This window comes from Kribbella jiaozuonensis, assembly GCF_005233875.1.
GTDB lineage: Bacteria > Actinomycetota > Actinomycetes > Propionibacteriales > Kribbellaceae > Kribbella > Kribbella jiaozuonensis.
In genome coordinates this window covers 417008-439991 of record NZ_SZPZ01000003.1, presented here as the reverse complement: position 1 = coordinate 439991, position 22984 = coordinate 417008, and the positions used below count along the sequence as shown (strand labels likewise).

Annotated in this window: 21 protein-coding genes; 15 read left to right on the top strand and 6 right to left on the bottom strand. The window is 68.9% G+C overall.

The window, feature by feature from the left end:
- The first annotated feature begins 26 nt into the window (after positions 1 to 26).
- The 3 genes from FDA38_RS21775 to FDA38_RS21765 are packed head-to-tail and all read left to right on the top strand — an operon-like array spanning position 27 to position 2031.
- A complete protein-coding gene (locus FDA38_RS21775; protein ID WP_202877782.1) occupies positions 27 to 464 on the top strand; it encodes a hypothetical protein in 438 nt (145 codons plus the stop codon).
- Positions 461 to 838 (top strand): YciI family protein, encoded by a 378-nt coding sequence (locus tag FDA38_RS21770; protein ID WP_137255933.1) that lies wholly within the window; start codon positions 461 to 463, stop codon positions 836 to 838. The genes FDA38_RS21775 and FDA38_RS21770 overlap by 4 nt, the downstream gene beginning before the upstream one ends.
- Positions 839 to 840: 2 nt before the next feature.
- Positions 841 to 2031: an RNA polymerase sigma factor gene (locus tag FDA38_RS21765; protein WP_137255932.1), complete on the top strand. Its 1191-nt coding sequence runs from the start codon at positions 841 to 843 to the stop codon at positions 2029 to 2031.
- On the opposite strand, the gene FDA38_RS21760 is transcribed toward FDA38_RS21765, so the two are convergent.
- A complete protein-coding gene (locus FDA38_RS21760) occupies positions 2028 to 3020 on the bottom strand; it encodes a LacI family DNA-binding transcriptional regulator (RefSeq protein WP_233714841.1) in 993 nt (330 codons plus the stop codon). The genes FDA38_RS21765 and FDA38_RS21760 overlap by 4 nt on opposite strands.
- A 134-nt stretch (positions 3021 to 3154) precedes the next feature.
- On the opposite strand from FDA38_RS21760, the gene FDA38_RS21755 reads away from it, so the two are divergent.
- Complete coding sequence (locus FDA38_RS21755) at positions 3155 to 5050, top strand: discoidin domain-containing protein (protein WP_137255930.1); 1896 nt, start codon at positions 3155 to 3157, stop codon at positions 5048 to 5050.
- Here the strand turns inward: FDA38_RS21755 and FDA38_RS21750 are convergent.
- The gene (locus FDA38_RS21750) at positions 5010 to 6251 is read right to left on the bottom strand and encodes an amidase (RefSeq protein ID WP_233714840.1); all 1242 of its coding nucleotides are present in this window, start codon (positions 6249 to 6251) and stop codon (positions 5010 to 5012) included. The genes FDA38_RS21755 and FDA38_RS21750 overlap by 41 nt on opposite strands.
- Positions 6252 to 6318: 67 nt before the next feature.
- On the opposite strand from FDA38_RS21750, the gene FDA38_RS21745 reads away from it, so the two are divergent.
- Positions 6319 to 6768 (top strand): GNAT family N-acetyltransferase, encoded by a 450-nt coding sequence (locus tag FDA38_RS21745; protein ID WP_137255929.1) that lies wholly within the window; start codon positions 6319 to 6321, stop codon positions 6766 to 6768.
- On the opposite strand, the gene FDA38_RS21740 is transcribed toward FDA38_RS21745, so the two are convergent.
- Complete coding sequence (locus tag FDA38_RS21740) at positions 6765 to 7376, bottom strand: YgjV family protein (RefSeq protein ID WP_137255928.1); 612 nt, start codon at positions 7374 to 7376, stop codon at positions 6765 to 6767. The genes FDA38_RS21745 and FDA38_RS21740 overlap by 4 nt on opposite strands.
- A gap of 184 nt (positions 7377 to 7560) precedes the next feature.
- Between FDA38_RS21740 and FDA38_RS21735 the strand changes: the two genes are divergently transcribed.
- The gene (locus tag FDA38_RS21735) at positions 7561 to 8316 is read left to right on the top strand and encodes an aminotransferase class IV (RefSeq protein ID WP_137255927.1); all 756 of its coding nucleotides are present in this window, start codon (positions 7561 to 7563) and stop codon (positions 8314 to 8316) included.
- Here FDA38_RS21735 and FDA38_RS21730 read toward each other — a convergent pair.
- Positions 8313 to 8945 carry a hypothetical protein gene (locus tag FDA38_RS21730; protein WP_137255926.1) on the bottom strand — a complete coding sequence of 211 codons (633 nt, stop codon included), beginning with the start codon at positions 8943 to 8945 and terminating at the stop codon, positions 8313 to 8315. The genes FDA38_RS21735 and FDA38_RS21730 overlap by 4 nt on opposite strands.
- A 40-nt stretch (positions 8946 to 8985) precedes the next feature.
- Positions 8986 to 10407 (bottom strand): CCA tRNA nucleotidyltransferase, encoded by a 1422-nt coding sequence (locus tag FDA38_RS21725; protein ID WP_137256707.1) that lies wholly within the window; start codon positions 10405 to 10407, stop codon positions 8986 to 8988.
- 63 nt (positions 10408 to 10470) lie between these two features.
- Here FDA38_RS21725 and FDA38_RS21720 point away from each other — a divergent pair, with 63 nt between their 5' ends.
- The 9 genes from FDA38_RS21720 to FDA38_RS21680 all read left to right on the top strand — a co-directional run bounded on the left by FDA38_RS21720 (position 10471) and on the right by FDA38_RS21680 (position 20801).
- Complete coding sequence (locus FDA38_RS21720; protein ID WP_137255925.1) at positions 10471 to 12768, top strand: hypothetical protein; 2298 nt, start codon at positions 10471 to 10473, stop codon at positions 12766 to 12768.
- A complete protein-coding gene (gene murJ / locus FDA38_RS21715) occupies positions 12761 to 14407 on the top strand; it encodes a murein biosynthesis integral membrane protein MurJ (protein WP_137255924.1) in 1647 nt (548 codons plus the stop codon). Before FDA38_RS21720 ends, murJ begins: the two co-directional genes overlap by 8 nt.
- Positions 14408 to 14509: 102 nt before the next feature.
- Complete coding sequence (locus FDA38_RS21710; protein WP_137255923.1) at positions 14510 to 16177, top strand: protein kinase family protein; 1668 nt, start codon at positions 14510 to 14512, stop codon at positions 16175 to 16177.
- Positions 16174 to 16890, top strand: a complete 717-nt coding sequence (gene sigM, locus FDA38_RS21705; protein ID WP_233714839.1) for an RNA polymerase sigma factor SigM — start codon at positions 16174 to 16176, stop codon at positions 16888 to 16890. Before FDA38_RS21710 ends, sigM begins: the two co-directional genes overlap by 4 nt.
- Before the next feature lie 117 nt (positions 16891 to 17007).
- On the top strand, positions 17008 to 17769 hold the full coding sequence (locus tag FDA38_RS21700; RefSeq protein WP_137255922.1) for a hypothetical protein: 762 nt from the start codon (positions 17008 to 17010) through the stop codon (positions 17767 to 17769).
- 96 nt (positions 17770 to 17865) lie between these two features.
- Positions 17866 to 18846: a thioredoxin-disulfide reductase gene (trxB, locus tag FDA38_RS21695; protein ID WP_137255921.1), complete on the top strand. Its 981-nt coding sequence runs from the start codon at positions 17866 to 17868 to the stop codon at positions 18844 to 18846.
- A 33-nt stretch (positions 18847 to 18879) separates the two neighbouring features.
- On the top strand, positions 18880 to 19209 hold the full coding sequence (trxA, locus tag FDA38_RS21690) for a thioredoxin (protein WP_137255920.1): 330 nt from the start codon (positions 18880 to 18882) through the stop codon (positions 19207 to 19209).
- Positions 19210 to 19251: 42 nt separating this feature from the next.
- Positions 19252 to 20388, top strand: a complete 1137-nt coding sequence (locus FDA38_RS21685) for an N-acetylmuramoyl-L-alanine amidase (RefSeq protein WP_137255919.1) — start codon at positions 19252 to 19254, stop codon at positions 20386 to 20388.
- A 62-nt stretch (positions 20389 to 20450) separates the two neighbouring features.
- Positions 20451 to 20801, top strand: a complete 351-nt coding sequence (locus tag FDA38_RS21680) for a VOC family protein (RefSeq protein WP_137255918.1) — start codon at positions 20451 to 20453, stop codon at positions 20799 to 20801.
- A 2-nt stretch (positions 20802 to 20803) separates the two neighbouring features.
- Here the strand turns inward: FDA38_RS21680 and FDA38_RS21675 are convergent, their stop codons facing one another.
- On the bottom strand, positions 20804 to 22939 hold the full coding sequence (locus FDA38_RS21675) for an MMPL family transporter (RefSeq protein ID WP_137255917.1): 2136 nt from the start codon (positions 22937 to 22939) through the stop codon (positions 20804 to 20806).
- Positions 22940 to 22984: the final 45 nt, after the last annotated feature.

Sequence of the window (22984 nt, the reverse complement as noted above, 5' to 3'; positions counted from 1 at the left end):
CCGCTGCCCGGCTTCGAGGTAGCAGCATGACCAACAACATGAGCAACGAACTGCAGCGCCTCGGCCGCCTCGTCGGCACCTGGGACGTCAGCGGCGGCGCGACCGGTACGACGACCTTCGAATGGCTGGACGGCGGCCACTTCCTGGTGCAGCGCGGCCGCCTCGATCACGACGGCCACGAAGTACGGATGACCGAGATCATCGGCTACGAGCACCCGTTCGGCGGGGAGCGCGGGACGGAGGTGAAGTCGCGCGTGTACGACGCCGACGGCAACACACTGGACTACGTCTACGAGCTGGCCGGCGACGAGCTCACGATCTGGGGCGGCTTCAAGGGCTCGCCCGGCCACTTCAAGGGCGTCTTCACCGACGACGGCAACCGCCTCACCGGAGACTGGGTGTACCCGGGCGGCGGCTACCACGCCACCATGGTCCGGACCGCTGCCTCAAGGAGTGACCGATGAAGTACCTGCTTCTCGCGTACGGCGACCAGACCGACTGGGACGCGGTCGACGTGAACAGCCCGGAGTTCCTCGCGGCCTGCAAGTTCTACGAGGACCTCGCGGCGGAGCTGACCGCGACCGGCGAGCTGCTCGGCACCGAAGGCCTGGCCCATCCGGCGCTCAGCCGCACGGTACGACGTACCGCGGCCGGACCGGTTGCCAGTGACGGACCGTTCGCGGAGTCCAAGGAGGTCCTGGCGAGCTTCGCGATCGTGGACTGTGACAGCCACGACCGGGTGATGGCGATCGCGGCCCGGATCGTCGACGCTGTCGGCGAGACGGTCGAAGTACGGCCGATCATGGCCGGACCGGAAGACGTCCGCCCGGACAGCTGACGATGGAGGAGCTGTGGCGCGGCCTCGCCCCGCAGGTGCTCGGCGCACTGGTCCGCCGGTACGGCCATTTCGAGACGTGTGAGGACGCGGTCCAGGAGGCGCTCCTGGTCGCCGCGCAACGGTGGCCCGAGCAGGGCGTCCCGGATGAGCCACGGACCTGGCTGATCCGGGTCGCCTCCCGGCGACTGATCGACCTGTTGCGCAACGAGGAATCCCGCCGCCACCGCGAGGACGCCGTTCGTACGCCGGATGTCGCTCCGGAACCGGTCAGCACGACCGACGACTCGCTGACCGTTCTCTTCCTCTGCTGCCACCCGGCGCTGCCGGCCGCGTCTCAGATCCCCTTGACGCTTCGAGCGGTCGGCGGCCTGACCACGAGCGAGATCGCCGCCGCTCTGCTCACTCCCGAGGCGACGATCGGGCAGCGGATCAGCCGCGCGAAGCAGAAGCTGCGGGGACAACCGTTCCGGCGGCCCGACGACTACGAGGAGCGGCTGGCCGCCGTACTGCAGGTTCTCTATCTGATCTTCAACGAGGGCTACACGAGTACAGCCGGCGACGAGCTCGCGCGGGCCGACCTGTCCCGGGAGGCGATCCGGCTCGGCCGGATGCTGCACGGTCTGCTGCCCGATGACGGTGAGGCGGCCGGACTACTGGCCCTGATGCTGCTGACCGACGCTCGCCGATCCGCGCGTACGGCGGCCGACGGTGCGCTCGTCGCGCTCGACGAGCAGGACCGCTCGCGCTGGGATCACGCGGCGATCCGCGAGGGCACCGAGCTGATCACCCGGGCGATGCGTACGACGGCACTCGGGCCGTACCAGTTGCAGGCCGCGATCGCCGCCCTCCACAGTGAGGCGAAGACGGCCCGGGACACCGACTGGCGGCAGATCCTTGCCCTGTACAACTTGCTCGAACCGTTGCTGGACGGTCCGGTCGTCCGGCTGAACCGGGCCGTCGCGACCGCGATGGTGCACGGCCCCGAGGCCGGGATCCGGCTCCTCGACACGCTGGCGACCGACGAGCGCGCGCTCCGCGGCCACCGCTTCCATGCCGTCCGGGCGCATCTCCTCGAGCTGCGGGGCGATCACCGGGAAGCGGCCGATACCTACCTGTCAGCGGCAAAACTCACCACGAACACCCCCGAGCAGCGCTACCTCCGCAACCGCGCGGCACGTCTCCGCGAGCGCTAGCGGGGTGAGCCCGTGCTGCCGCGGACGATCAGCTCGGTCGCGAGCTCGACGTGCAGCGCTTCGACCTCGTGGCGGTCCAGCAGGCGGGTCAGGAGGCTGACGGCCATCCGGCCCATCTCCTGCAACGGCTGGCGGACCGTCGTGAGTTGAGGCGTCGTCGCGCGACTGAGATCGAGGTCGTCGAAGCCGGCGACGGAGAGATCGCCCGGGACGGACAGGCCGCTCTCGGTCGCGGCTTGAAGAGCGCCGATCGCAGCCTTGTCGTTGAAGGCGACCAGCGCGGTCGGTCGCGGGTCGAGCTCGAGCAAGGAGAGCGCAGCGCGGTAGCCGTGCACTGTGGTCGGTTGGTCGTGGCGGACGAGCGATGCATCGGGGAGGATCCCGGCGTCGGCGAGCGCGGCGGCATGACCGCTGAGGCGCGCATCGGCGGCCAGCCATTCGCGTGGGCCTGCGATGACGCCGATGCGGGTATGGCCGAGCGCGGTCAGGTGGGCCGTGAGTTGGCGGGCGCCCGAGTGGTGAGCCGCGGAGACCGACGGGATGTCCCGCGGCAATGCGGTCCGCGGATCGACCACCACGAACGGGAAACGACGTGAACTGAGCCGGACCAGGTCCTCGCTCGGCTCGGGCGGAAGGATGAGTACGGCGCCGCCGACGCCCCGGCGAGACGCCAGGTGCGGCAGGACGGGATCGTGCTGCGCGGCCTCGCCTGCGTTGAGGATCACCTGCCGGCCGTGCCGGTCCAGCGTCTCCGCGATCGACGAGACGATCAGGCCGAAGTAGTCGGTCAGCAAGTACGGGCAGCGCACGTAGACGGCGCCCTCGACCGGCTTCGGCGTACCACCCCGGGGCACGGGCGCGGGCAGCCCGAGTTCCTCGATCGCCTGCTCGACCAGCCGGCGAGTCTCCGGCGCGATGCCGCCGACCTGGTTGACCACACGGGACACGGTTGCGAGCGACACCCCGGCCGCGGCCGCGACGTCGCGCATGGTCGCTCTAGCGCGCGGCATTTGTTACATCGCTTTGTTTCACGCTCAGCACTCTAGACCTACGCTCCCAGACCTTGACAGTGGTCTACAGCGGGCGTGTCCTGAGGCCGTTTGTTTCATCCCTGAGGAGCGCGATGAGAACACCCGCCTTCGGCGTCGCCCTTGCTCTCACGGTGGCGTCACTCACCGGGCCTGCCCAGGCCCACCCCCCGACGACCCAGGTCAATGTCTGGGTCACCACGCCGGACCGCGCGGAGCTGCTGCACCAGCGCGCGCCCGTCACCTTCCACGACGGAGCGAGCGACCGGACCACGATCACGGTCGACCCGCGGACGTCGTACCAGACCATGGACGGCTTCGGCGCCTCGATCACCGACTCGTCCGCGAGCGTGCTGTACAAGCTCAGCCCGGCCGATCGCGAGCAGACGATGCGCAAGCTCTTCGACCCGCGCCAAGGGATCGGCGTCAGCTTCCTGCGCCAGCCGGTCGGCTCGTCCGACTTCACCGCCGCGGCCGAGCACTACACGTACGACGACGTGCCGGCCGGCCAGACCGACTTCGGCCTGAAGCACTTCACGATCGCGCACGACCAGCAGCAGGTGCTGCCGTTGCTGCGACGGGCCAAGCAACTCAACCCGCAACTCAAGGTGATGGCGACGCCGTGGAGTCCGCCCGCGTGGATGAAGACCGGCGACACGCTCGTCGGCACTCGGCTCAAGGACGATCCCAAGGTGTACGACGCCTATGCGCGCTACCTGGTGAAGTTCGTCCAGGCGTACGCGAAGGCCGGCGTACCGGTCGACTTCCTCTCGATTCAGAACGAGCCGCAGAACCGCAAGCCGAGCGCGTACCCGGGCACCGACATGCCGGTGCGGCAGGAAGCAGCGGTCATCACCGCCCTGGGACCGCTGCTCAAGAAGGCCAGCCCGCGGACCAAGATCCTCGGCTACGACCACAACTGGACCACGCACCCCGGTGACATCGCCTCCACCCCGCCTGGTGAGGACCCGGAGACCGACTACCCGTACAAGCTGCTCCAGACCTCGGCCGCCAAATGGATCGCGGGTACGGCGTACCACTGCTACTCGGGCGATCCGTCCAAGCAAACCGATCTGCACAACGCGTTCCCGTCGAAGGGCATCTGGTTCACCGAATGCTCCGGCTCGCACGGGCCGACCGACACCCCGCCGCAGATCTTCCGCGGCACGCTGACGTGGCACGCCCGCACGCTGATGCTCGGTACGACGCGCAACTGGGCCAAGTCGGTCGTCAACTGGAACATCGCGCTCGACTCGACCGGCGGCCCGCACCTCGGCGGCTGTGACACCTGCACCGGCCTGGTCACGCTGCAGCCGGACGGGACGGTCACGACCGATGCGGAGTACTACACGATCGGCCACCTGTCGAAGTTCGTGAAGCCGGGCGCGGTGCGGATCGGGAGTACGTCGTACGGGACGACCGGATGGAACGGGCAGCTGATGTCCGCCGCGTTCCGCAACTCGGACGGTACGACGGCGCTCCTCGTACACAACGAGAACGACGACCCGCGGAGCTTCACGGTCGCGGTGGGCGACAAGACGTTCGACTACGAGCTGCCTGGCGGCGCGATCGCGACGTACACGTGGGGTCGGGTGGCGACCGACGTACCGCAGCAGTTGGCTGTTGCAGGTGCGACGGCGAGTGTGAACGGCGCGGATGCTGGCCTGTTGACCGATCAGGACGGCTCGACGGTCTGGCAGAGCAAGGAGGCGCAGGCGCTCGGTCAGTGGGTGCAGGTGGATCTGGGCAAGACGCAGACGTTCCGTCAGGTTGCGCTCGACAGTGGCGGGAACGCCGGCGACTACGCGCGCGGGTACGAGGTTGCTGTCAGCAAGGATGGTGTGAGCTGGCAGACCGTTGCGTCCGGTGCGTCCACCGGCCAGCTCACGACGGTCGAGCTACGGCCGACGCGTGCGCGCTATGTGCGCGTGACCTCGACGGGCTCGGCGGCTAACTGGTGGAGCCTGGCTGACCTTCGAATCTATCGCTGAGCCAGCACGCGACCGCGGCGGCCTTCTCGTTGCTTGCAGCAATAATCTGCAAGCCGACGGGGAGGCCGTCGGTCGGTACCGGGATGCTGACCGCGGCGTGCCGGGTGAGGTTGGCCAGGCGGGTGTTGTTCAGCAACTGCTTGCGTACTTCGAGCCCGCCGTCGGGCGTCGCCGCTTCGGAGATGAGCGGTGCAGTCGTCAGCACGGTCGGAGTCAGCACCGCGTCCACCTGCTGCAGCACGGCGTCCAACTCTCGCCTGATCGCCACCGCGTCTTCCTGCGCCCGCGCATAGTCCGCCGGCTGCACGGCCGAAGCCTCACGCAGCCGCTGCTGGACATCTGGCTGATACCGGTCCTGGGAACGGGCTGCATGATTCGCCACCGCTTCAGGGCCTTGGAGGTTCGCAGCTGTAGTGAAGCTGTGGGACCAGTCCGGCAGCTGTACGTCGACCAACTCGAATGCGTCAGACCACGGGCCGAGAGCGCCGTACTCGGGGTTGGCGGCCACACCGAGGCGAGGCGCGGCCAGGTCCACACTGCGCACGTCGGCGAGGGCGGACAGGGCGTAGGCAGCGTCGGCGGCAGTGCGGGTCAATACGCCTACATGGTCGAGCGACTGCGACAGCGGGAACACTCCGTCAGCCGGAATGGTGTCGTAGGACGGCTTGAAGCCGACAACCCCGCACAACGCAGCGGGGATGCGCACCGAGCCCGCAGTGTCGGTCCCGATCGCGAGCGGCACCACGCCGGCCGCCACCGCAGCAGCTGACCCGGAACTGGAGCCGCCGGTCATCCGCAACGGATCATGCGGGTTCCGGCACGGGCCGACGCGGTTCGACGTACCTGTGCAGCCGTACGCGAACTCGTGCGTGTGCGACAGCCCGACGATGATCGCCCCGGCCGCGCGCAACCGCAGTACGACCTCGGCGTCCTTGCGAGCCAGCTCGTCCATCGACGCGGAACCACAGCGGTACGGAAGCCCCTCGACCTCGACGATCTCCTTCACCAGCACAGGAACACCTGCCAGCGCACCGGTCCGGTCGTGCGCAGCCGCCGCCTTGCGCGCACCCTCCACATCCAGATGCACAACAGCGTTCAGCTCGGCCGCATCGGCAGCCCGCGCCAGCGCGTCCTCAACCAGCTCCACCGGGTCCAGCGACCCGTCACGTACCCCCGTGGCGATCTCGACCAGTGACCTCACCCGGTCATCAGATCACAGAGAGGAAATGGAAACAGCAGCGTCACGCCATCTTGCTACCGTCCGATTCATGCTGATCGAGGGAGTGGAACTGCAGGCAGCACCCGCGACGGACCACGCCGTCCGGGCGTTGGTCACCGCTCAACAGGCCGAGCTCGCCGCCATGTACGGCGAGGACCAGCCGCTCGTCGCCCTCCACCCCGACATCGCCTTCACGCTCCTGACCCTCGACGGAACTCCGGTCGGCTGCGTCGGCCTGCAACCCGTCGCCCCCAACCTCGGCGAGATCAAGCGCATGTACGTCGTCCCCACCGCCCGCGGCTGGGGCCTGTCCCGCATCCTCCTGACCGCCGTCGAATCCCAGGCCCGCTCCACCGGCCTGACCCGCCTGCGTCTGGAGACCGGCACCAAACAAGCCGAGGCGATAGCCCTCTACACGAACCACGGCTACCGGCCGACCCCGCCGTACCCGCCCTTCGAGCACGAGCCGGTCTCGCTCTGCTTCGCGAAGGATCTCTAGAGGTTCAGCACCACGTGCTCGCCCTCGCGGCGGAAGCCGAGGTTCTTCAGGTACGGCGTGGAGTCGAGCATCCGCGGCGGGGCGAGGACCTGCTGGAAGCCGTGGTCGGTGAAGACGTCGCTGCGGCGGTAGACGAACTCGCCGGGGGTGAAGTCGCGGTACTTCGGGACCACGTAGTCGAGGTCGATCTGCGCGCGGCCGGTGCCGGCGTCGTGGGCCAGGACCACGCCGACGGTGCGGTCGTCGTGCTGGACAAGGAACGCGTACTCGCTCACCCCGGGCGTGAACCCCGGGTTGAACCGGGTGATGTCCTTCGCGTGCCGATCCAGGACGTAACCGAGGTACGCGTCGGTCTTGTCGACCTCGAGCACCTGGTACGCCGCCTCGTCGTGCCGGTGCCGGAGCAGCCGCCACAGATGTACGACGTTGATGACCGCCAGCACCGCGTTCATCCCGACCATCGGCCAGACGCCGACCGCGGCGTTGAAGCCGACCAGGATCACACAGCCGACCAGGTTCAGGATCCGCAGCCTCAGGATCCGTGTCTGCAGCAACGACCACACGACGAGCGCGGATCCGCCCCACCCGATGATGCTCCATACGTCCACACCGCGAGACTAGGTCCTCTCGGGTGGTTCAGCGCCGTAGCGAGGAGGTGCTCGGTGCGGCGCATCGCCGCGCGGGGGTGAAGGTCTCGATGCGGAGCATCGTGGCCTTTGCACCCGTGCGGCGAGGTGCCGTGCCGAGTGCCCCGCAGTAGGCGATGGACCACCCGAGAGGACCTAAGAGTGCGTGACCGATTTCTTGCTGCTGGACGGCGCCTTGTTGCGCGCGGTCGATCCGGTGTTGCTGCGCGCAACCACCTTCGGCCACTTCACCTCGCTACAGGTCCGCGACGGCCGCGTCGACGGCCTCGACCTGCATTTCGACCGGCTGGACCGCAGCACCCGCGAGGTCTTCGACGAACCGATGCCCGCCGACCGCGTCCGCACCGACCTCCGCGCCGCCGTCGACGAGGCCGGCTCCGGCGACCTCTCGATCCGCGTCAACGTCTTCGCCACCACGCGCCTCCACCTACTCGTGCGCGTCGGCCCACCCGTTGCACCGACCACAGACCCCGTCCGCCTCGTCACCTACGAGCACGAACGAGCGGTCCCGCACCTCAAACACACCGGCACGTTCGACCTCACCTACTACGCCCACAAAGCAAAGAAGGAGGGGTACGACGACGCCCTCTTCCGCACCCGGACCGGCGAGATCTCCGAAGCCTCCATCTGGAACATCTGCTTCGCACGAGGCACCGAGATCGTCTTCCCGTCCGCCCCGATCCTCCAAGGCATCCGCCAGCAGATCCTCCAACGCGGCCTGCCCACCTACACGACAGCACCGGTGACAGCCCCCGAGCTGTACGACGCGGCGTACCTGACCAACTCGATCGACCCCGCGCTGCCCGTCGCCTCGATCAACGACACGACCTACGAACCGCACCCAGAATCAGCCGACCTGATCGCCCGGGCATACGCAACCCAACTCCCACAGACGATCTAGCCCGCGGTGTGGCTTCCGCCTTCGCTCGGATCCTGCTCGGCCGCGAACACCGCAAGCGCGTGCTCGTCAGTGGCGAAGTAGGCCCGCCCGTAAGCACCCGTGTCCGCCTCCCAGTACGGGACCTGCACACCGTCGTAGTCGATGGTGCGGACGAACGGCTCCGCCCCGGCGCTGATCCGCTCCGCGTCGCCCGTGCAGGCCGGCAGCCTCCGCCGCCCACCGCCCGGCTCTGTCCACAGCACGTCGGCGGTCGACGGACCGTGCCGCGGATCGAAGAAGCAAGGCACCCGCTCTTCCGGCAACTCCCGGCCGTCACGACGGGCCCGCACGCAGGCGACCTCGTAGTTCCCCTCCGTGACCGCCTCGGCCACAGTCTCGATCTCCTGCGACTGCGCAAGCGCGGCCCGAGCTGACTTGTAGGCCCGTTGTGCCTGCACGTAATGCGGATCGGCCGTGACGCCGTCCAGAGTGTCGAGTTCTGCGCCGAGCTGCTCTACGTCCTCGGTCACGAGGTCGCGCATTCGCTTCATCGCACCCGCTGCCGCTCGCGCCGGCGCACCCCGAGCCCGGAGGTAACCGCCGACGACGATCAGAACCCCCGCGCCCACGGTGAGATATAGCCACACCATTTCCCGACCGTACTGCCCGGGACCGCCGCGCCACGAGGGCTCAGGAGCGCGCGGACCACCAGCGCAGCAGCTCCTCGCGGGCGCGGTCCTCGCCGAGGGGGCCCTCGTCCAGGCGGAGCTCCATCAGGAACTTGTACGCCTCGCCGACCTCGCGGCCCGGCGGGATGCCCAGGATCTCCATGATCTGGTTGCCGTCGAGATCGGGGCGCAGGGCATCGAGCTCCTCCTGCTCCTGCAGCCGGGCGATCCGCGCCTCGAGGTCGTCGTACGCGGCCCGGAGCATCTCGACCTTGCGCTTGTTCCGGGTCGTGGAGTCGGCCCGGGTCAGCACATGCAGCCGCTCGAGCTGGTCGCCGGCGTCGCGGACATAACGCCGTACGGCGGAATCGGTCCACTCGCCGTCGCCGTACCCGTGGAAGCGCAGGTGCAGCTCGATCAGCTTGCTGACCTGCTCGATCTGCTCGTTGCTGAACCGCAGCGCCTTCATCCGCTTCCGGGCCAGCTTCGCCCCGACCACGTCGTGGTGGTGGAACGTCACCTTTCCGCCGTCCTCGAACTTCCGCGTCTTCGGTTTCCCGATGTCGTGGATGAGCGCGGCGAACCGAACGACGAAATCGGGCGTCGGAACAGACAGGCGGGATTCCAGGTCGATGGCTTGATCGAGGACGGTGAGCGAGTGCTGGTACACATCCTTGTGCCGGTGGTGCTCGTCCCGCTCCAGCTTGAGCGCCGGCAGCTCCGGCAGCACGTACTTCGCCAGCCCGGTCGACACCAGCAGATCGAGCCCGATCCGCGGCTGGTCGGCGCAGATGAGCTTCTCCAGCTCGTCGCGGACCCGTTCCGCGGACACGATCGTGATCCGGTCGGCCATCGCGGTCATTGCGGCCACCACCGCCGGATCGGGCGTGAACCCGAGCTGCGCGGCGAACCGGGCCGCGCGCATCATCCGCAGCGGGTCGTCGGAGAACGAGTCCTCGGGCGTGCCCGGCGTACGGATGACCTTGTTCGCGACGTCGGTGATCCCGCCGTACGGGTCGACGAACTGCCGCGACGGCAGCCGGACCGCCATCGCGTTCATCGCGAAGTCCCGGCGGGCCAGATCGCCCTCCAGGCTGTCGCCGTACGCGACCTCGGGCTTGCGCGAGGTGGGATCGTAGGTTTCCGACCTGTAGGTCGTGATCTCCAGGACCCACTCGCCCTTACGACAACCGATGGTGCCAAACGCCTTGCCGATGTCCCACACATGGTCCGCCCACCCGGACAGCAACCGCTCGATCACATCGGGGTGTGCTGACGTGGTGAAGTCCAGATCCTTGCTCCCCCGGCCGAGGAGAATGTCCCGGACAGGACCGCCGACCAGGGCGATCTCATGGCCGGCGGCATCGAACCGGGAGCCCAGTTCGTCGACCACCGGAGCGAGTTGCAGCAAGGCCTGGACGGCTCGTCGCTGCACTGCGGGCAACGATCCGGCAGAGCCTGACTGGTCGGCAAATGGTGACACGGGGAACTAGGTTACGGTGACGGCGTGTTCAGACGGCGACTGAGGCTCTCTGCGGTGGCGGGAGCCTGCCTGCTGGTTGCTGCTTCGGCAGCGACTCTCGGCGCTCCGGCCGACGCCGCTCCGGCCGACGATCCGACCGTCCAGGTCACGATCGACTCGTTCGGCCCGGTCGCTCCCAGACCCGGCCAGCCGGTGGTGATCAAGGGCCGGGTGACGAACACCAGCTCGGTGACGTTCAACGATCCGCAGGCGCTGGCCTGTATCGACCGCACCCGGCTCGCGAGCACGGCCGCCGTCGACGCGATCCCGACCGAGCAGAACACCCCGATGAACGACCGGGACAGCTGCAGCAACCTGACCAACGACCCGCAGACGTTCAAGCCGTTCGACCAGCCGCTGGCGCCGAAGCAGACCGTCGAGTTCACGCTGACGGTGCCGTGGAAGGAATGGCGGATCAACGACCAGACCGGCGTGTACGTCGTCGGCGTCACGTTCCGCGGCGAACCGCCGAACAGCGCCCGGATCATGGCCGGCCGCGCCCGCACGCTGATGCCGGTGGCCGGTACGACGCCGCTGACCCGCACCGTCGACACCGCGCTCGTCATCCCGCTGCGGCACCGCCCGACCCAGCTCGGCGGCAAGAACTTCGCCAACGACTCCCTGGCCCAGTCGCTCGCGCCGACCGGCTCGCTCGGCCGCCTGCTCGCGCTGGGCAAGGCGCACAAGGTCACCTGGCTGCTCGACCCCGCGATGCTCGACGAGATCCGGCAGATGACCAAGGGCTACGTCATCGTCGGTCAGAACGGTCAGACCACCCAGGGCGCCGGAGTGACCGTCGCGACGACGTGGCTCAAGGAGTTCGACGCCACCCGGGCCGCGGGCAACCAGGTCGTCCTCCTGCCGTACGGCGACCCCGATGTGGCCGGCCTGCTCGATTCGGGCGAGCCGCTGAAGAAGCTCGTCGCCGATGCCCGCAAGGCGACTCAGGGCTACGCGTTGCCCGCCACCTCGGTGAACGTGCCGCCGTCGTTCACCAACGGCCTGTGGCTCGAGGGCGGCGCCGCTGCCGGCCGCTACCTCGGCGCTGCCTCGGGTGGCTTCGCCGGCGCCAGCTCCAGCGACCTGAACCTGGTCAGCAGCTCCTCGTGGTCCGCCGCGACCCGGCCCGTGCTCACCACGACCCCGGTGTACGACGTGACGACGCCGGGTCCGGACACCTCCGTCCGTACCGTCATCGCGAACTCCGCCCTCACCGACGGCGGCCCCGACCCGGAGACGGCCTCCAGCCCGCTGCAGGTCCGTCAGCGGTTCGCGGCCGAGACCGCGCTGATCGCCGCGAGCGGCAAGGGCACCTCGTCGGTCGTCGTCCTGCCACCCCGCGGCTGGGACACCGACGGCGCTGCCACCGCGCAACTGGCCGCCAGTCTGTCGCTGCCCTGGATCAAGGCCACCGACGTCAGCACGGTCGTGGCGAGCAATCCCCGGCCACAGGCAGTCAGAGCTCCGAAGGCGGGCCAGAACAACGGCGTACTGACGGAGTCGCACCTGAGCAGCATCCGCGACCTCGACGCCGCGACCAGCACCATGCAGGCCCTGCTCGTCGACGAGAACGCGCTGCCGGAAGTCATGACGCACGCACTGCTGCGGTCCACGTCCTCCGGCTGGAACGGCTATCCGGAAGAGGCCCGGCACTTCACCGCCATCGAGCTCGGATCGGCGAACCAGCAGCTCGGCAAGGTGCACCTGGTCAACGCCAGCGTCGACCGCGGGCTGCGCAAGGAGATCAAGGTCAACCTGGCCGGCAGCAAGGGCACGTTCCCGCTGACCATCACCAACGACACCGAGTGGTCGGTCCGGGTCGGCATCCAGGTGACCGCGGCCAACCGGTCCGACCTGAAGATCACGCCGCCGCAGAGCGCCATCCTCGGCCCGCGGCAGAAGTGGACCCCGCGGATCACCGCGAGCGCCGAGCAGAACGGTCTGATCCGGGCCAACGCCCAGGTGGTCACCGCGGGCGGCCAGTCGGTCGGCAAGTCCCAGGAGCTGCTGATCCAGGCCAGCCAGTACGGAAGCGTCGGCTGGGTCCTGGTCGGCGCCGCCTGCGCCCTCCTGTTCGGTACGTCGTTCGTCCGCATCTACCGCCGGATCCGGACCGAGCGCCGCAACCCGACTCCCGCCGCCGAGGCCACTGAGGCCAGTGAGGTCGCCGAGTCCACTGACACCGCTGATCCCGCCCACGATCGCCCCGCGGCGAACGGCGTACCCGAAGCTGCGGCTCCGGATGCGTCCTTGAAAGAAGGAGTCGGTTCGAAGGATGGCTGACCGCACCCTGCGATCCGCGGCGGTGATGGCAGCCGGAACGGTGCTTTCCCGCCTGCTCGGATTCATCCGGATCGCGCTGCTCGCCGCCGCCATCGGCACCGCGCTGCGCGGCGACATCTTCACCGCCGCGAACACGATTCCGAACAGCCTGTACATCCTGCTCGCCGGCGGGGTGTTCAACACCGTCCTGGTCCCGCAGCTGGTCCGCGCGATCAAGAACCACGACGACGGCGGTCAGGACTTCACCAACCGGGTGCTGACGTTCGGCTTCGTCGTACTCGCCGTCGTCACCGTCGGGTGCGTGCTGCTGGCGCCGGCGATCGCCGAGCTGTACCTGCCGAAGGAGCTGCACGATCCGTCCCGGATGACCGAGAAGGCGAACATGGTGATGTTCGTCCGGCTCTGCCTGCCGCAGATCTTCTTCTACGGCGCGTTCGTGCTGGTCGGTCAGGTGCTGAACGCGCGGCGCCGGTTCGGTCCGATGATGTGGGCGCCGATCGCGAACAACATCGTCGCGTGCGCCTCGATCGTCATCTTCCTGTTCGTCTACCGGGTCGGCGACACGCCTCCGACGTACAGCCGCGGCGAGGAGCTGCTGCTCGGGCTCGGGCACACCATCGGCATCGCCGTCCAGCTGCTGGTGCTGCTGCCGTACCTGAAAGCGAGCGGGCACACCTATCGGCCGAAGTTCGGCCTCCGCGGTACCGGTCTGGGGCACACTGCCCGATTGGGCCTCTGGACGGTTCTCTTCGTCGCCGTGAACCAGGTGACGCTCGTCGTGGTCACGCAGCTCGCCATCGCGGGTAGCGCGTCGGACGACCCGGGTGCGAAGGCCGGTCTGTTCGCGTACAGCACGGCGATGCTGATCATCCTGGTGCCGCACGGCATCGTCACGGTCTCGCTGGCGACCGCCGCACTGCCGCAGATGTCGGCGCTGGCGGCCGAGGGCGACACCGCCGCGGTGGCCCAACTGTCGGCGCGTTCGATCCGCCAGACGCTGGCGATCGTCGTACCGGCTGCGGCCGCGATGATCGCGTTCGCGTATCCGATCGTCACGCTGATCGCCGGGTACGGCTCGGGTAAGAACAACCTGACGCTGATGTCGTACACGCTGATGACGCTGGCGCTCGGCATCGTGCCGTTCACCGTGCAGTACTTCCAGCTCCGCACGTTCTACGCCTTCGAGGACACCAAGACCCCGTTCTTCCTGCAATGCGTGATCGCGGCAACCAACATCGCCGCGGCCGTGATCGGGGTCCGGGTGCTGCTCGACGCCGAGCACCTGCGGTTCAGCGGCGTGGTGCTCGGGGCGGCGTACGCGCTCGCCTATCTGGTCGCCGTACTGATCTCCCGGCCGGTCCTGCGGCGGCGGGTGCCGCGGGTGCCCGGTGCGGGGATCGGGCTCCCGCTGCTGGCGATGGTGATCGCGGCGGTGGCCGGCGTCGGTACGGCGCGTCTGGTGATCTGGGCGCTGAGCCTGGCAATCGACTGGTCCGGACCGCTCGGCGCCATCCTCGAACTGGTGATCGCGGCGGCCGTCATGCTCCCGGTGTACGCCGCAGTGTCCCGGGTACTCCGTATCCACGAAGTGAACGACGTGGTGTCCATGGTCACATCGAAGTTGCCTGTACGCCGCTGAACCGGAACGCTTGTGCATTCGTGCACCACGTGTCCCGGCGACGGGGCACTAACATGGGGCTGCGAAAGGGCCGCTGGGGCATCAAGGAGGGCGAGAGACACCGTGTCGAACCAGACCGTGAGTCCTGGTGCCCTGCTGGCCGGGCGGTACCGGATCGCCGAGTTGCTGGCAGAGATCGACGGGGCGCGGGTGTGGCGGGCCGTGGACGAGGTCCTCAGCCGCGCGGTCGTCGTCGACGTACTGCCGGTCGGTGATCCGCGGACGAACCTGCTGTTCGACGCCGCGCGCCGGGCCGCCGCCGCGAACGATCCGCGTTTCCTGCGGGTGCTCGACTGCGACATGCACGACGGCGTGACGTACTGCGTCCGCGAATGGGCCGGCGGACGCTCCCTGGAGCGCATGCTCGGCACCGGCCCGCTGACCGGCCAGCAGGCGGGCTGGCTGGCCCGCGAGGTGTCCGAAGCGCTGGAGAACCTGCACCGCACCGGCTACGCGCACGGAGCGATCAGCCCGGCGACCGTGATCATCACCGACGCCGGAGCGATCAAGGTCGTCGGTGTCGCCACCGAGGCGGCGCTGCGGTCGTCCGGAGCGGGTTCACCCGAGGAAGACGTGCACTCGCTCGGCGAGCTGCTGTTCGCGTCCCTGACCGGCCGCTGGCCCGGTCCGGCGCCGGCCTGGGGTCTCCAGCCCGCGCCGGTCGAGCACGGCCGCCTGCTGAGCCCACGCCAGGTGCGAGCCGGCGTACCGCGCTCGCTCGACGACATCAGCGACCGCCTGCTGGGCGATCCGCCCCGGCACCACGCCCCGCCGATCACCAGCGCGGCCGGCCTGTCCGCCGCGCTGTCCGGAGTCGTCGGCAGCTCGCACGAGCCGCCGAACCAGATGGACGAGACGGTCCAGGTCGCCCGGCAGAACGGCAGCATCGACGACGCCACCCAGGCCATGCCGCCGGCCGGCCCGCCGGCGCTCGACCCGAACCCGCAGCCGACGTACGACGCCGAGCAGAACGGGTACCGCCCGCCGCAGCCGGCGTACAACACCGCCGCCGAGACGCGACCGGTCCGCCGCCAGACTCCCCCGCCGTCGAACGGGAACGGCCGGCGCCGGCACGACGAGCCGAAGCCGAAGGGCTCCTGGGGCGGCCGGATCCTGATCCTGCTCGCGATCCTCGCGCTGCTGTCGGTGATCGCGATGGCGCAGTTCCTGCTCAAGGGCGCGATGAACAACGACCAGGACAGCAACAGCGGCGGCGCGAAGAGCAGTGCCCCGCCGCAGACCAGCACGACGCCGTCGGCGACCAGCGGCCCGGCCAAGATCGTCGCCGCCAAGGACTTCGACCCGGAGGCCGACGGCGGGAACGGCGAAGAGCACCACGAGGACGTCCCGAACACGTACGACGGCAAGGCCAGCACGACCTGGCAGACGCAGACGTACCACAACAAGCCGAACCTGGGCGGCACGAAGCCCGGCGTGGGCATCGTCTACGACCTCGGCACGAACACGTCGATCGCGAGCGTGGCGGTCGCGCTGCAGGGTGACGACACGAGCATCCAGCTGATGGTCCCGAAGGGCGACACCACCAAGTCGCCGACCTCGGTGAGCGGCTGGAAGGCGGTGGACACCAAGGCGGACCAGCCGGAGGGTACGGTCACCTTGACTCCCCAGTCGCCGACCACCTCGCGGTACGTCCTGGTGTACCTGACCAAGCTGCCGAAGGCCGACGGCGGATTCCGGGGCATCATCTCGGAGGTCTCAATCCAGAAATGACGGCCCACCTGGACTCGGGCGACCAGCCGCCCCGCCCGGACGTCCCGCGCATCGGCGCCGGCGAGCCGGTGAATCCGGCTGCTCATTCCGGTGCGCCGACGAGCTACGACCAGCTCGACGACCACGAACTGCTGCGGATGCACGTGGCCGGCAACCCGGACTCGTTCGGGTTCCTGGTCAAGCGGCACCGGGACCGGATGTGGGCGGTCGCGATCCGGACGCTGGGTGAGCCCGAGGAGGCGGCCGACGCGCTGCAGGAGGCGTTCATCTCGGCGTTCCGGCGGGCCGACTCGTTCCGCGGCGACGCGAAGGTGACCACCTGGCTGCACCGGATCGTGGTGAACGCGTGTCTGGACCGGATCCGCCGCCGTCAGGTGCGGGCCGCCGACCCGCTCCCCGAGGACGAGGACCGCGCGGCCGAGCTGGCCGGACCGTCCGAGGAGGACCCGGCCGAGGTCCGGGAGCGCCGCCTGGACGTGCTCAACGCGCTCAAGCAGATCAACGAGGACCAGCGCGCCGCGCTGGTCCTGGTCGACATGGAGGGCTACTCGATCGAGGAGGCGGCAGCGATCCTCGACTGCGCCCCGGGCACGGTCAAGTCCCGCTGCGCGCGCGGCCGCGCCAAGCTGCTCCCGTTACTGCGGCATTGGCAGACGACCCGGGAGTCCGACGTACCGGAGAAATCCGCCGCGGAAGCGGTGGGAACCGAATGAACGGGTACACCGTCGAAGCGAGGTCGCCTGCCTCTGGCGACCCGACTGCACCTGCCTTCGACCCGGAGCTTCATATGATCACGCCGCCGCATACCTCCTGTGAGGAGGCGAGCCCCGATGACCGAATCCGGTCTGCCGACCAGTGAGCACCTCGAGCACCTGGATACGGACACGATCGCCGATCTGATCGAGAACCTGCTGCCTGCCCCCGAGGCGCACCGCGCTCGTGAGCATGTGAAGGCCTGCCCGGAGTGCCAGCAGACGTACGACGCCCTCGTGAAGCTGTCCGAGGATCTGGCCGAGGAGGGCCGCGCCGACATCCCGATGCCGACCGACGTCGCCGAGCACCTGGACGCCGTCATCGTGTCGGAGTCGGTGCTACGTGCCTCGACGGTCGGTGTGCACTCGCTGGCCCAGATCCGTGAGGAGCCCCGCCGCCACCTGCCGAAGCTGCTCGGCGCGGCGGCCGGCGTCGTACTGATCGCCGCGATCGGCGTCGGCGTGGTGTTCGCGACCAAGGACAATGCCGGTGACGGCGCGGCGAGCACCGACCAGAACTCCCCGCCCGCGGATGCGGTGACGACCACCACCAACGACCTCGGCCCGCAGATCCAGCAGTGGCTCGAGCACAACCCGGGCGCGATCATGCACGGTTCCGCGGCCGAGCAGGCCTGCGCGCGGACGTTCGCGTCCGCCCGGCCGAACCCGAACGTCCGGCTGGTCCAGCCCGCCAAGATCGACGGCAAGCGGGCCACGATCATCGGTCTGCAAGGCGGCTCACCGCGCGACATCCAGGTCTTCGCGGTCACCGGATGTAGCGAGCCGGGCGGCGTTGCGAGCCCGTTCTACGACACGACGGTGACACTGCGCAATCGATGACGACCCACCCTGACGGGGTGGGTACCGTGGGAATGGACGGCCTCTAGGATCCGTTGAGTACGACGTACCAATCTCGACTCCCCGAGGAACGCCTGAATGAGCGACTCCACAGTTCGCAACGTCATCATCGTCGGCTCCGGCCCGGCCGGTTACACGGCCGCCGTGTACGCCGCTCGCGCGGCACTGGAACCGTTGGTTTTCGAAGGCTCCGTGACCGCCGGTGGCGCGCTGATGAACACCACCGAGGTGGAGAACTTCCCGGGCTTCTCGCAGGGCATCATGGGCCCGGCCCTGATGGACGAGATGCGCACCCAGGCCGAGCGCTTCGGCGCCGAGCTGGTGCCGGACGACATCACCAAGGTCGACCTGACCGGCGACATCAAGGTCGTCACCGACTCCGCCGGTGTCGAGCACCGCGCGAAGACCGTGATCCTGGCCATGGGTTCGGGCTACCGCAAGCTCGGCCTGGCCGACGAGGACCGGATGTCCGGGCACGGTGTGTCCTGGTGTGCGACCTGTGACGGGTTCTTCTTCCGTGACCACGAGATCGCGGTCGTCGGCGGTGGCGACTCCGCCGTCGAGGAGGCCACCTTCCTGACCAAGTTCGCCAAGAAGGTGCACCTGGTGCACCGCCGCGGCGAGCTGCGCGCCTCGAAGATCATGGCCGACCGGGCGCACGCCAACGACAAGATCCAGTTCCACTGGAACTCGGCGGTCGACAAGATCCACGGTGAGGACAAGCTCAGCCACCTGACGCTGAAGGACACCCAGACCGGCGAGACCCGTGAGCTGCCGGCCACCGGACTGTTCATCGCGATCGGGCACGACCCGCGCTCGGAGCTGGTCAAGGGCCAGGTCGACCTGGACGACGAGGGGTACGTGCTGGTCAAGCCGGACAGCACCCAGACCAACCTGCCGGGTGTGTTCGCCGCCGGCGACCTGGTGGACCACACCTACCGGCAGGCGATCACCGCGGCCGGCACCGGCTGTGCGGCCGCCCTGGACGCCGAGCGCTACCTGGCCACGCTGGAGGACGCGGAGCACGCGGCCGCCACCACCGAGCCTGTCTCTGTCTGAACCTGACTCATAACCACTGAAGGAGATACGCCCATGGGCGAGAACATGAACGCCGTCACCGACGCCGAGTTCGACCAGACCGTGCTGAAGAGCGACAAGCCGGTGCTGGTGGACTTCTGGGCCGAGTGGTGTGGCCCGTGCCGCCAGGTTTCGCCGATCCTGGAGGAGCTGGCGCAGGACCACAGCGACAAGCTCACGTTCCTGAAGATGAACGTGGACGAGAACCCGGTCACCCCGAGCAACTACAAGGTCACCGGTATCCCTACGATCAACGTGTACGTGAACGGTGAACTGGCCAAGTCCATCGTCGGCGCGAAGCCGAAGGCTGCCCTGCTGAAGGAGCTGGCAGACTTCACTGCCTGATCTACCCAGGACCCCCCGTCCGCCACGGCAAGGAGCAGTTGCATGGCAGTGTCACCGTCTGGCCCGCACGGCGTGTACCGGATCGGCGACAGCGGTGAGGCGGTCGCCGAGATCGTCGGCAAGCTCCAGCGGCTGGGGCTGCTGGCCGGCGGTCATGACGTCTACGACGAGGCGACCGCGCACGCTGTCCGGGGGTTCCAGCAGCAACGCGGGCTGATGATCGACGGGATCGTCGGCCCGCAGACCTATCGGGCCATCGACGACGCACGGTGGCGGCTGGGCGACCGGCTGCTGACGTACGTTCCGTCGCATCCGCTGTCCGGTGACGACGTACTCGCTCTGCAGGCGAAGCTTCAGGAGCTCGGGTTCGCCGTCGCCCGGATCGACGGGATCTTCGGCGCCGACACCCAGCGCGCGGTGACCGACTTCCAGCGCAACATGGGGCTTCCCGGCGACGGGACCTGTGGTCCGTCGACGTTCAAGGCACTGCAGCGGATCCGCCCGATGGCCACCGGCGGCCGGCCCGACGCGCTCCGTGCGCGGGAGGCCGTCCGCGCCGCCGGACCGCGGCTGTCCGGCAAGACCGTGGTGATCGACCCTGGCCACGGCGGATTCGACTACGGCTGGGAGGGCTACGGCCTGCGCGAGTCCGACATCGCCTACGACCTGGCCGCCCGGATCGAGGGCCGCCTCGGCGCCACCGGCGTACGGGCGTATCTGTCGCGGGGCCGCGATCAGGGGCCGGACGAGCTGGCCCGGGCCGCCTTCGCGAACGAGACCGACGCCAACCTGTGCGTCTCGCTGCACGCCGACGGTTCGATGAACCCCGAGGCGCAGGGCGTCGCGACGTATTACTACGGCAACGACCTGCACGGCGCCTCGTCGAGCGTCGGCGAGCAGTTCGCCGGCCTCGTGCAGCGCGAGATCGTCGCGCGGACCGACCTGCTGGACTGCCGTACCCATGAGAAGACCTGGGACCTGCTGCGGCGGACCAAGATGCCCGCGGTCCGGCTCGAGATCGGGTACGTCACGAACCCGCACGACTCCGCCCGCCTGGCCGACCCGGCCTTCCGCGATGTGATCGCGGAGGCGATCGTGGTCGCGATCCAGCGGGTGTACCTGCCGCCGGAGCAGGACGCCGCCACCGGCATGCTCCGCTTCGGGCAGCTGACCGTCTGAGTCGATTTCCGGCTGGGCCGTTCGTCAACTGGTTGACGCATCAGTTGACCTAGGAGGGGCTCATGGCACATCCAGTCGTCCATGCCGAGATCCGATCGGCGGACCCAGACAAGACCCGGCAGTTCTTCGCTGACCTGTTCGGGTGGAAGATCGCGTCCGAGGGCGCGTTCCCCGGTTACACGTTCATCGACACCGGTACGCCGGAGGGGACGTACGTCGCGATCAGCCCGCGGCAGAGCGCCGAGGACGAGGTGCTGTTCTTCGTCGCGGTCGAGGACGTCGCGGCCACGCTCGCCCGCGCCGAGGAGCTGGGCGGACAGATCGTCCAGCCCGCCCAGCAGGTCCCCGGCACGAGCTTCGGCGTCTTTGCCGACGCACAAGGTCACAAGATCGGCGTGGCCGCCAACGGCTGACCTCAGTCCTTCTCGAGCGCGATCTTCGGCAGCGCCCGGTCGAGCCAGCGGGGTAGCCACCAAGCACGGTTGCCCATGAGGCGCAGTACGGCCGGGACGATGATGCAGCGGATCAGGAGGGCGTCGAGAAGGACGGCGGTCGCCAGGCCGAGACCGAACTGCTTCAGCATCCGGTCCGGGCTCAGCAGGAACGCGGCGAACACCACGATCATGATCGCGGCCGCCGCCGTGATCACACTGCCCGTGGTCGCCAGTCCTTCCCGGACGGCGGCCCGGGCGTCCTGGGTACGCCGCCACTCCTCGTGGATCCGCGACACCAGGAACACCTCGTAGTCCATCGACAACCCGAACACGATCGCGAAGATCATCACCGGTACGAACGCCTCGATCGGCCCCGCCTGCGCGCCGAACCAGCCCTGCTGGAACACCAGCGTGATCACGCCGAGCGAGGCGCCGATGCTGAGCAGATTGAGTACGGCGGCCTTCAACGGGATCAGCACCGACCGGAACACCGCCATCAGCAGCAGCGCCGACAGACCGACCACCACGAGCACGAAGATCGGCAGCCGCTTGCTGACCGCCGACGCGAAGTCGTCCGCGGCCGCCGTCGCTCCCCCGACCAGGTACGTCCCCCTGGTCTGCGACTCGAGCTTCGGCAACGTGTCGTCGCGCAGCCGCTGCACGAGGTCGCTCGTCGCGGCGTCCTGCGGCGCCGACTTCGGGAACGCCAGCACGGTGGCGACCTTGCCGTCCGGAGTCAGCTGCGGCGGCGTCACCGCTGCAATACCGGGATCCGCGGCCAACGTCTGACCAAGTACCTGCGCCGCAGTCTTGTCGCCCTCGGACACCACGACGAGCGGACCGTTGAACCCGGGCCCGAACCCGTCGGCCAGCAGGTCGTACGCCTTCCGGCTCGTCTTCGCCGGATCGTCCGTACCCGCGTCTGCGAACCCGAGCCGCATGTTCAACGCCGGCAACGACAACGCCACCAGAGCGACGGTCCCGAGCAACAACGGCACCCACGGCCCACGCTGCACCAGTCCGGCCAGCTTCCGCCAACCGTCACCAGGCGTACGACGCTGTTTCGCGGCGTGCTTGCGAACACTCCGCTCGATCCGCTTCCCGAACAACGTCAACAGAGCGGGCAGCAACGTCACTGCGGCGAGCATCGTCATCAGCACGGTCAACGTGACCCCGAGCGCAACGCCCTGCAACGAACCGAGTCCGAGCGCCAACAGCCCGAGCAGCGCGATCACGACAGTGCAGCCGGCGAACAGCACCGATCGCCCAGCGGTGTCCAAGGCAACCATCTTCGGATCGGCCGTGCCCTTCAGCAGCTCATGCCGATAGCGCGAGAAGATCAGCAACGCATAGTCGATGCCGACGCCCAGCCCCACGAGCATCATCACCGGCGTCGTGTACTCCGGCACCGTGAACAGATGCGACGCGAGCATCAGCAACGCGACCGTGCTGCCCACCGCGAACACCGCGGTCAACAGCGGCAACGTTGCCGCAAGCAACGACCCGAACACGAACACGAGAATCACCAGCGCGGCCAGGATCCCCGCGCCCTCGGACGCACCGCCCGAACTGTCCGCCGCGTTCCGGGCCAGATCCCCACCGACGTCGACCTGGAACCCCGGCCGTGCGAAGTCCTGCGCCCGATGGATGATCGTTCGCACGTCCTCCACCGGCATATCCGTCGCCGCGACGTCCAGGCTGACGGTCGAGTAAGCAGTACGTCGATCTGTCGACATACTGCCCGGGGCGGTGAACGGGTCCGCGACCGATGCGACATGCGGAAGGGTCCGGACGACTGCCAGCATCGACGCCATCCGGCTCTTGTCCGCGTCGAGACCGCCGTCGGCCTGGACGACGATCTGCACCGAAGCCGTGTCGCCCTTCGGCTGGTGCGCCTGGAAGATGTCGGTCACCCGCTGGGAGTCGGTGCCCGGGAGCGAGTTGTCGTTCTTGTAGTTCGCGCCCACGACGGTCGCTGTGGCGGTGACGGCGGCCAGCACGACCACCCACAGCAGAACTGCGAGACCGGCGTGCCGCATGGCCCAGCCGGAGACGCGGTGGAGCGGACCCGGTGGTTTCGCGCCGGGCGATCGTCGTACAGGGGTCTCCACGGTCATCGCCGGGCCCTCCTCACTGTCCTATAAGTAGATTGGCTACATGTT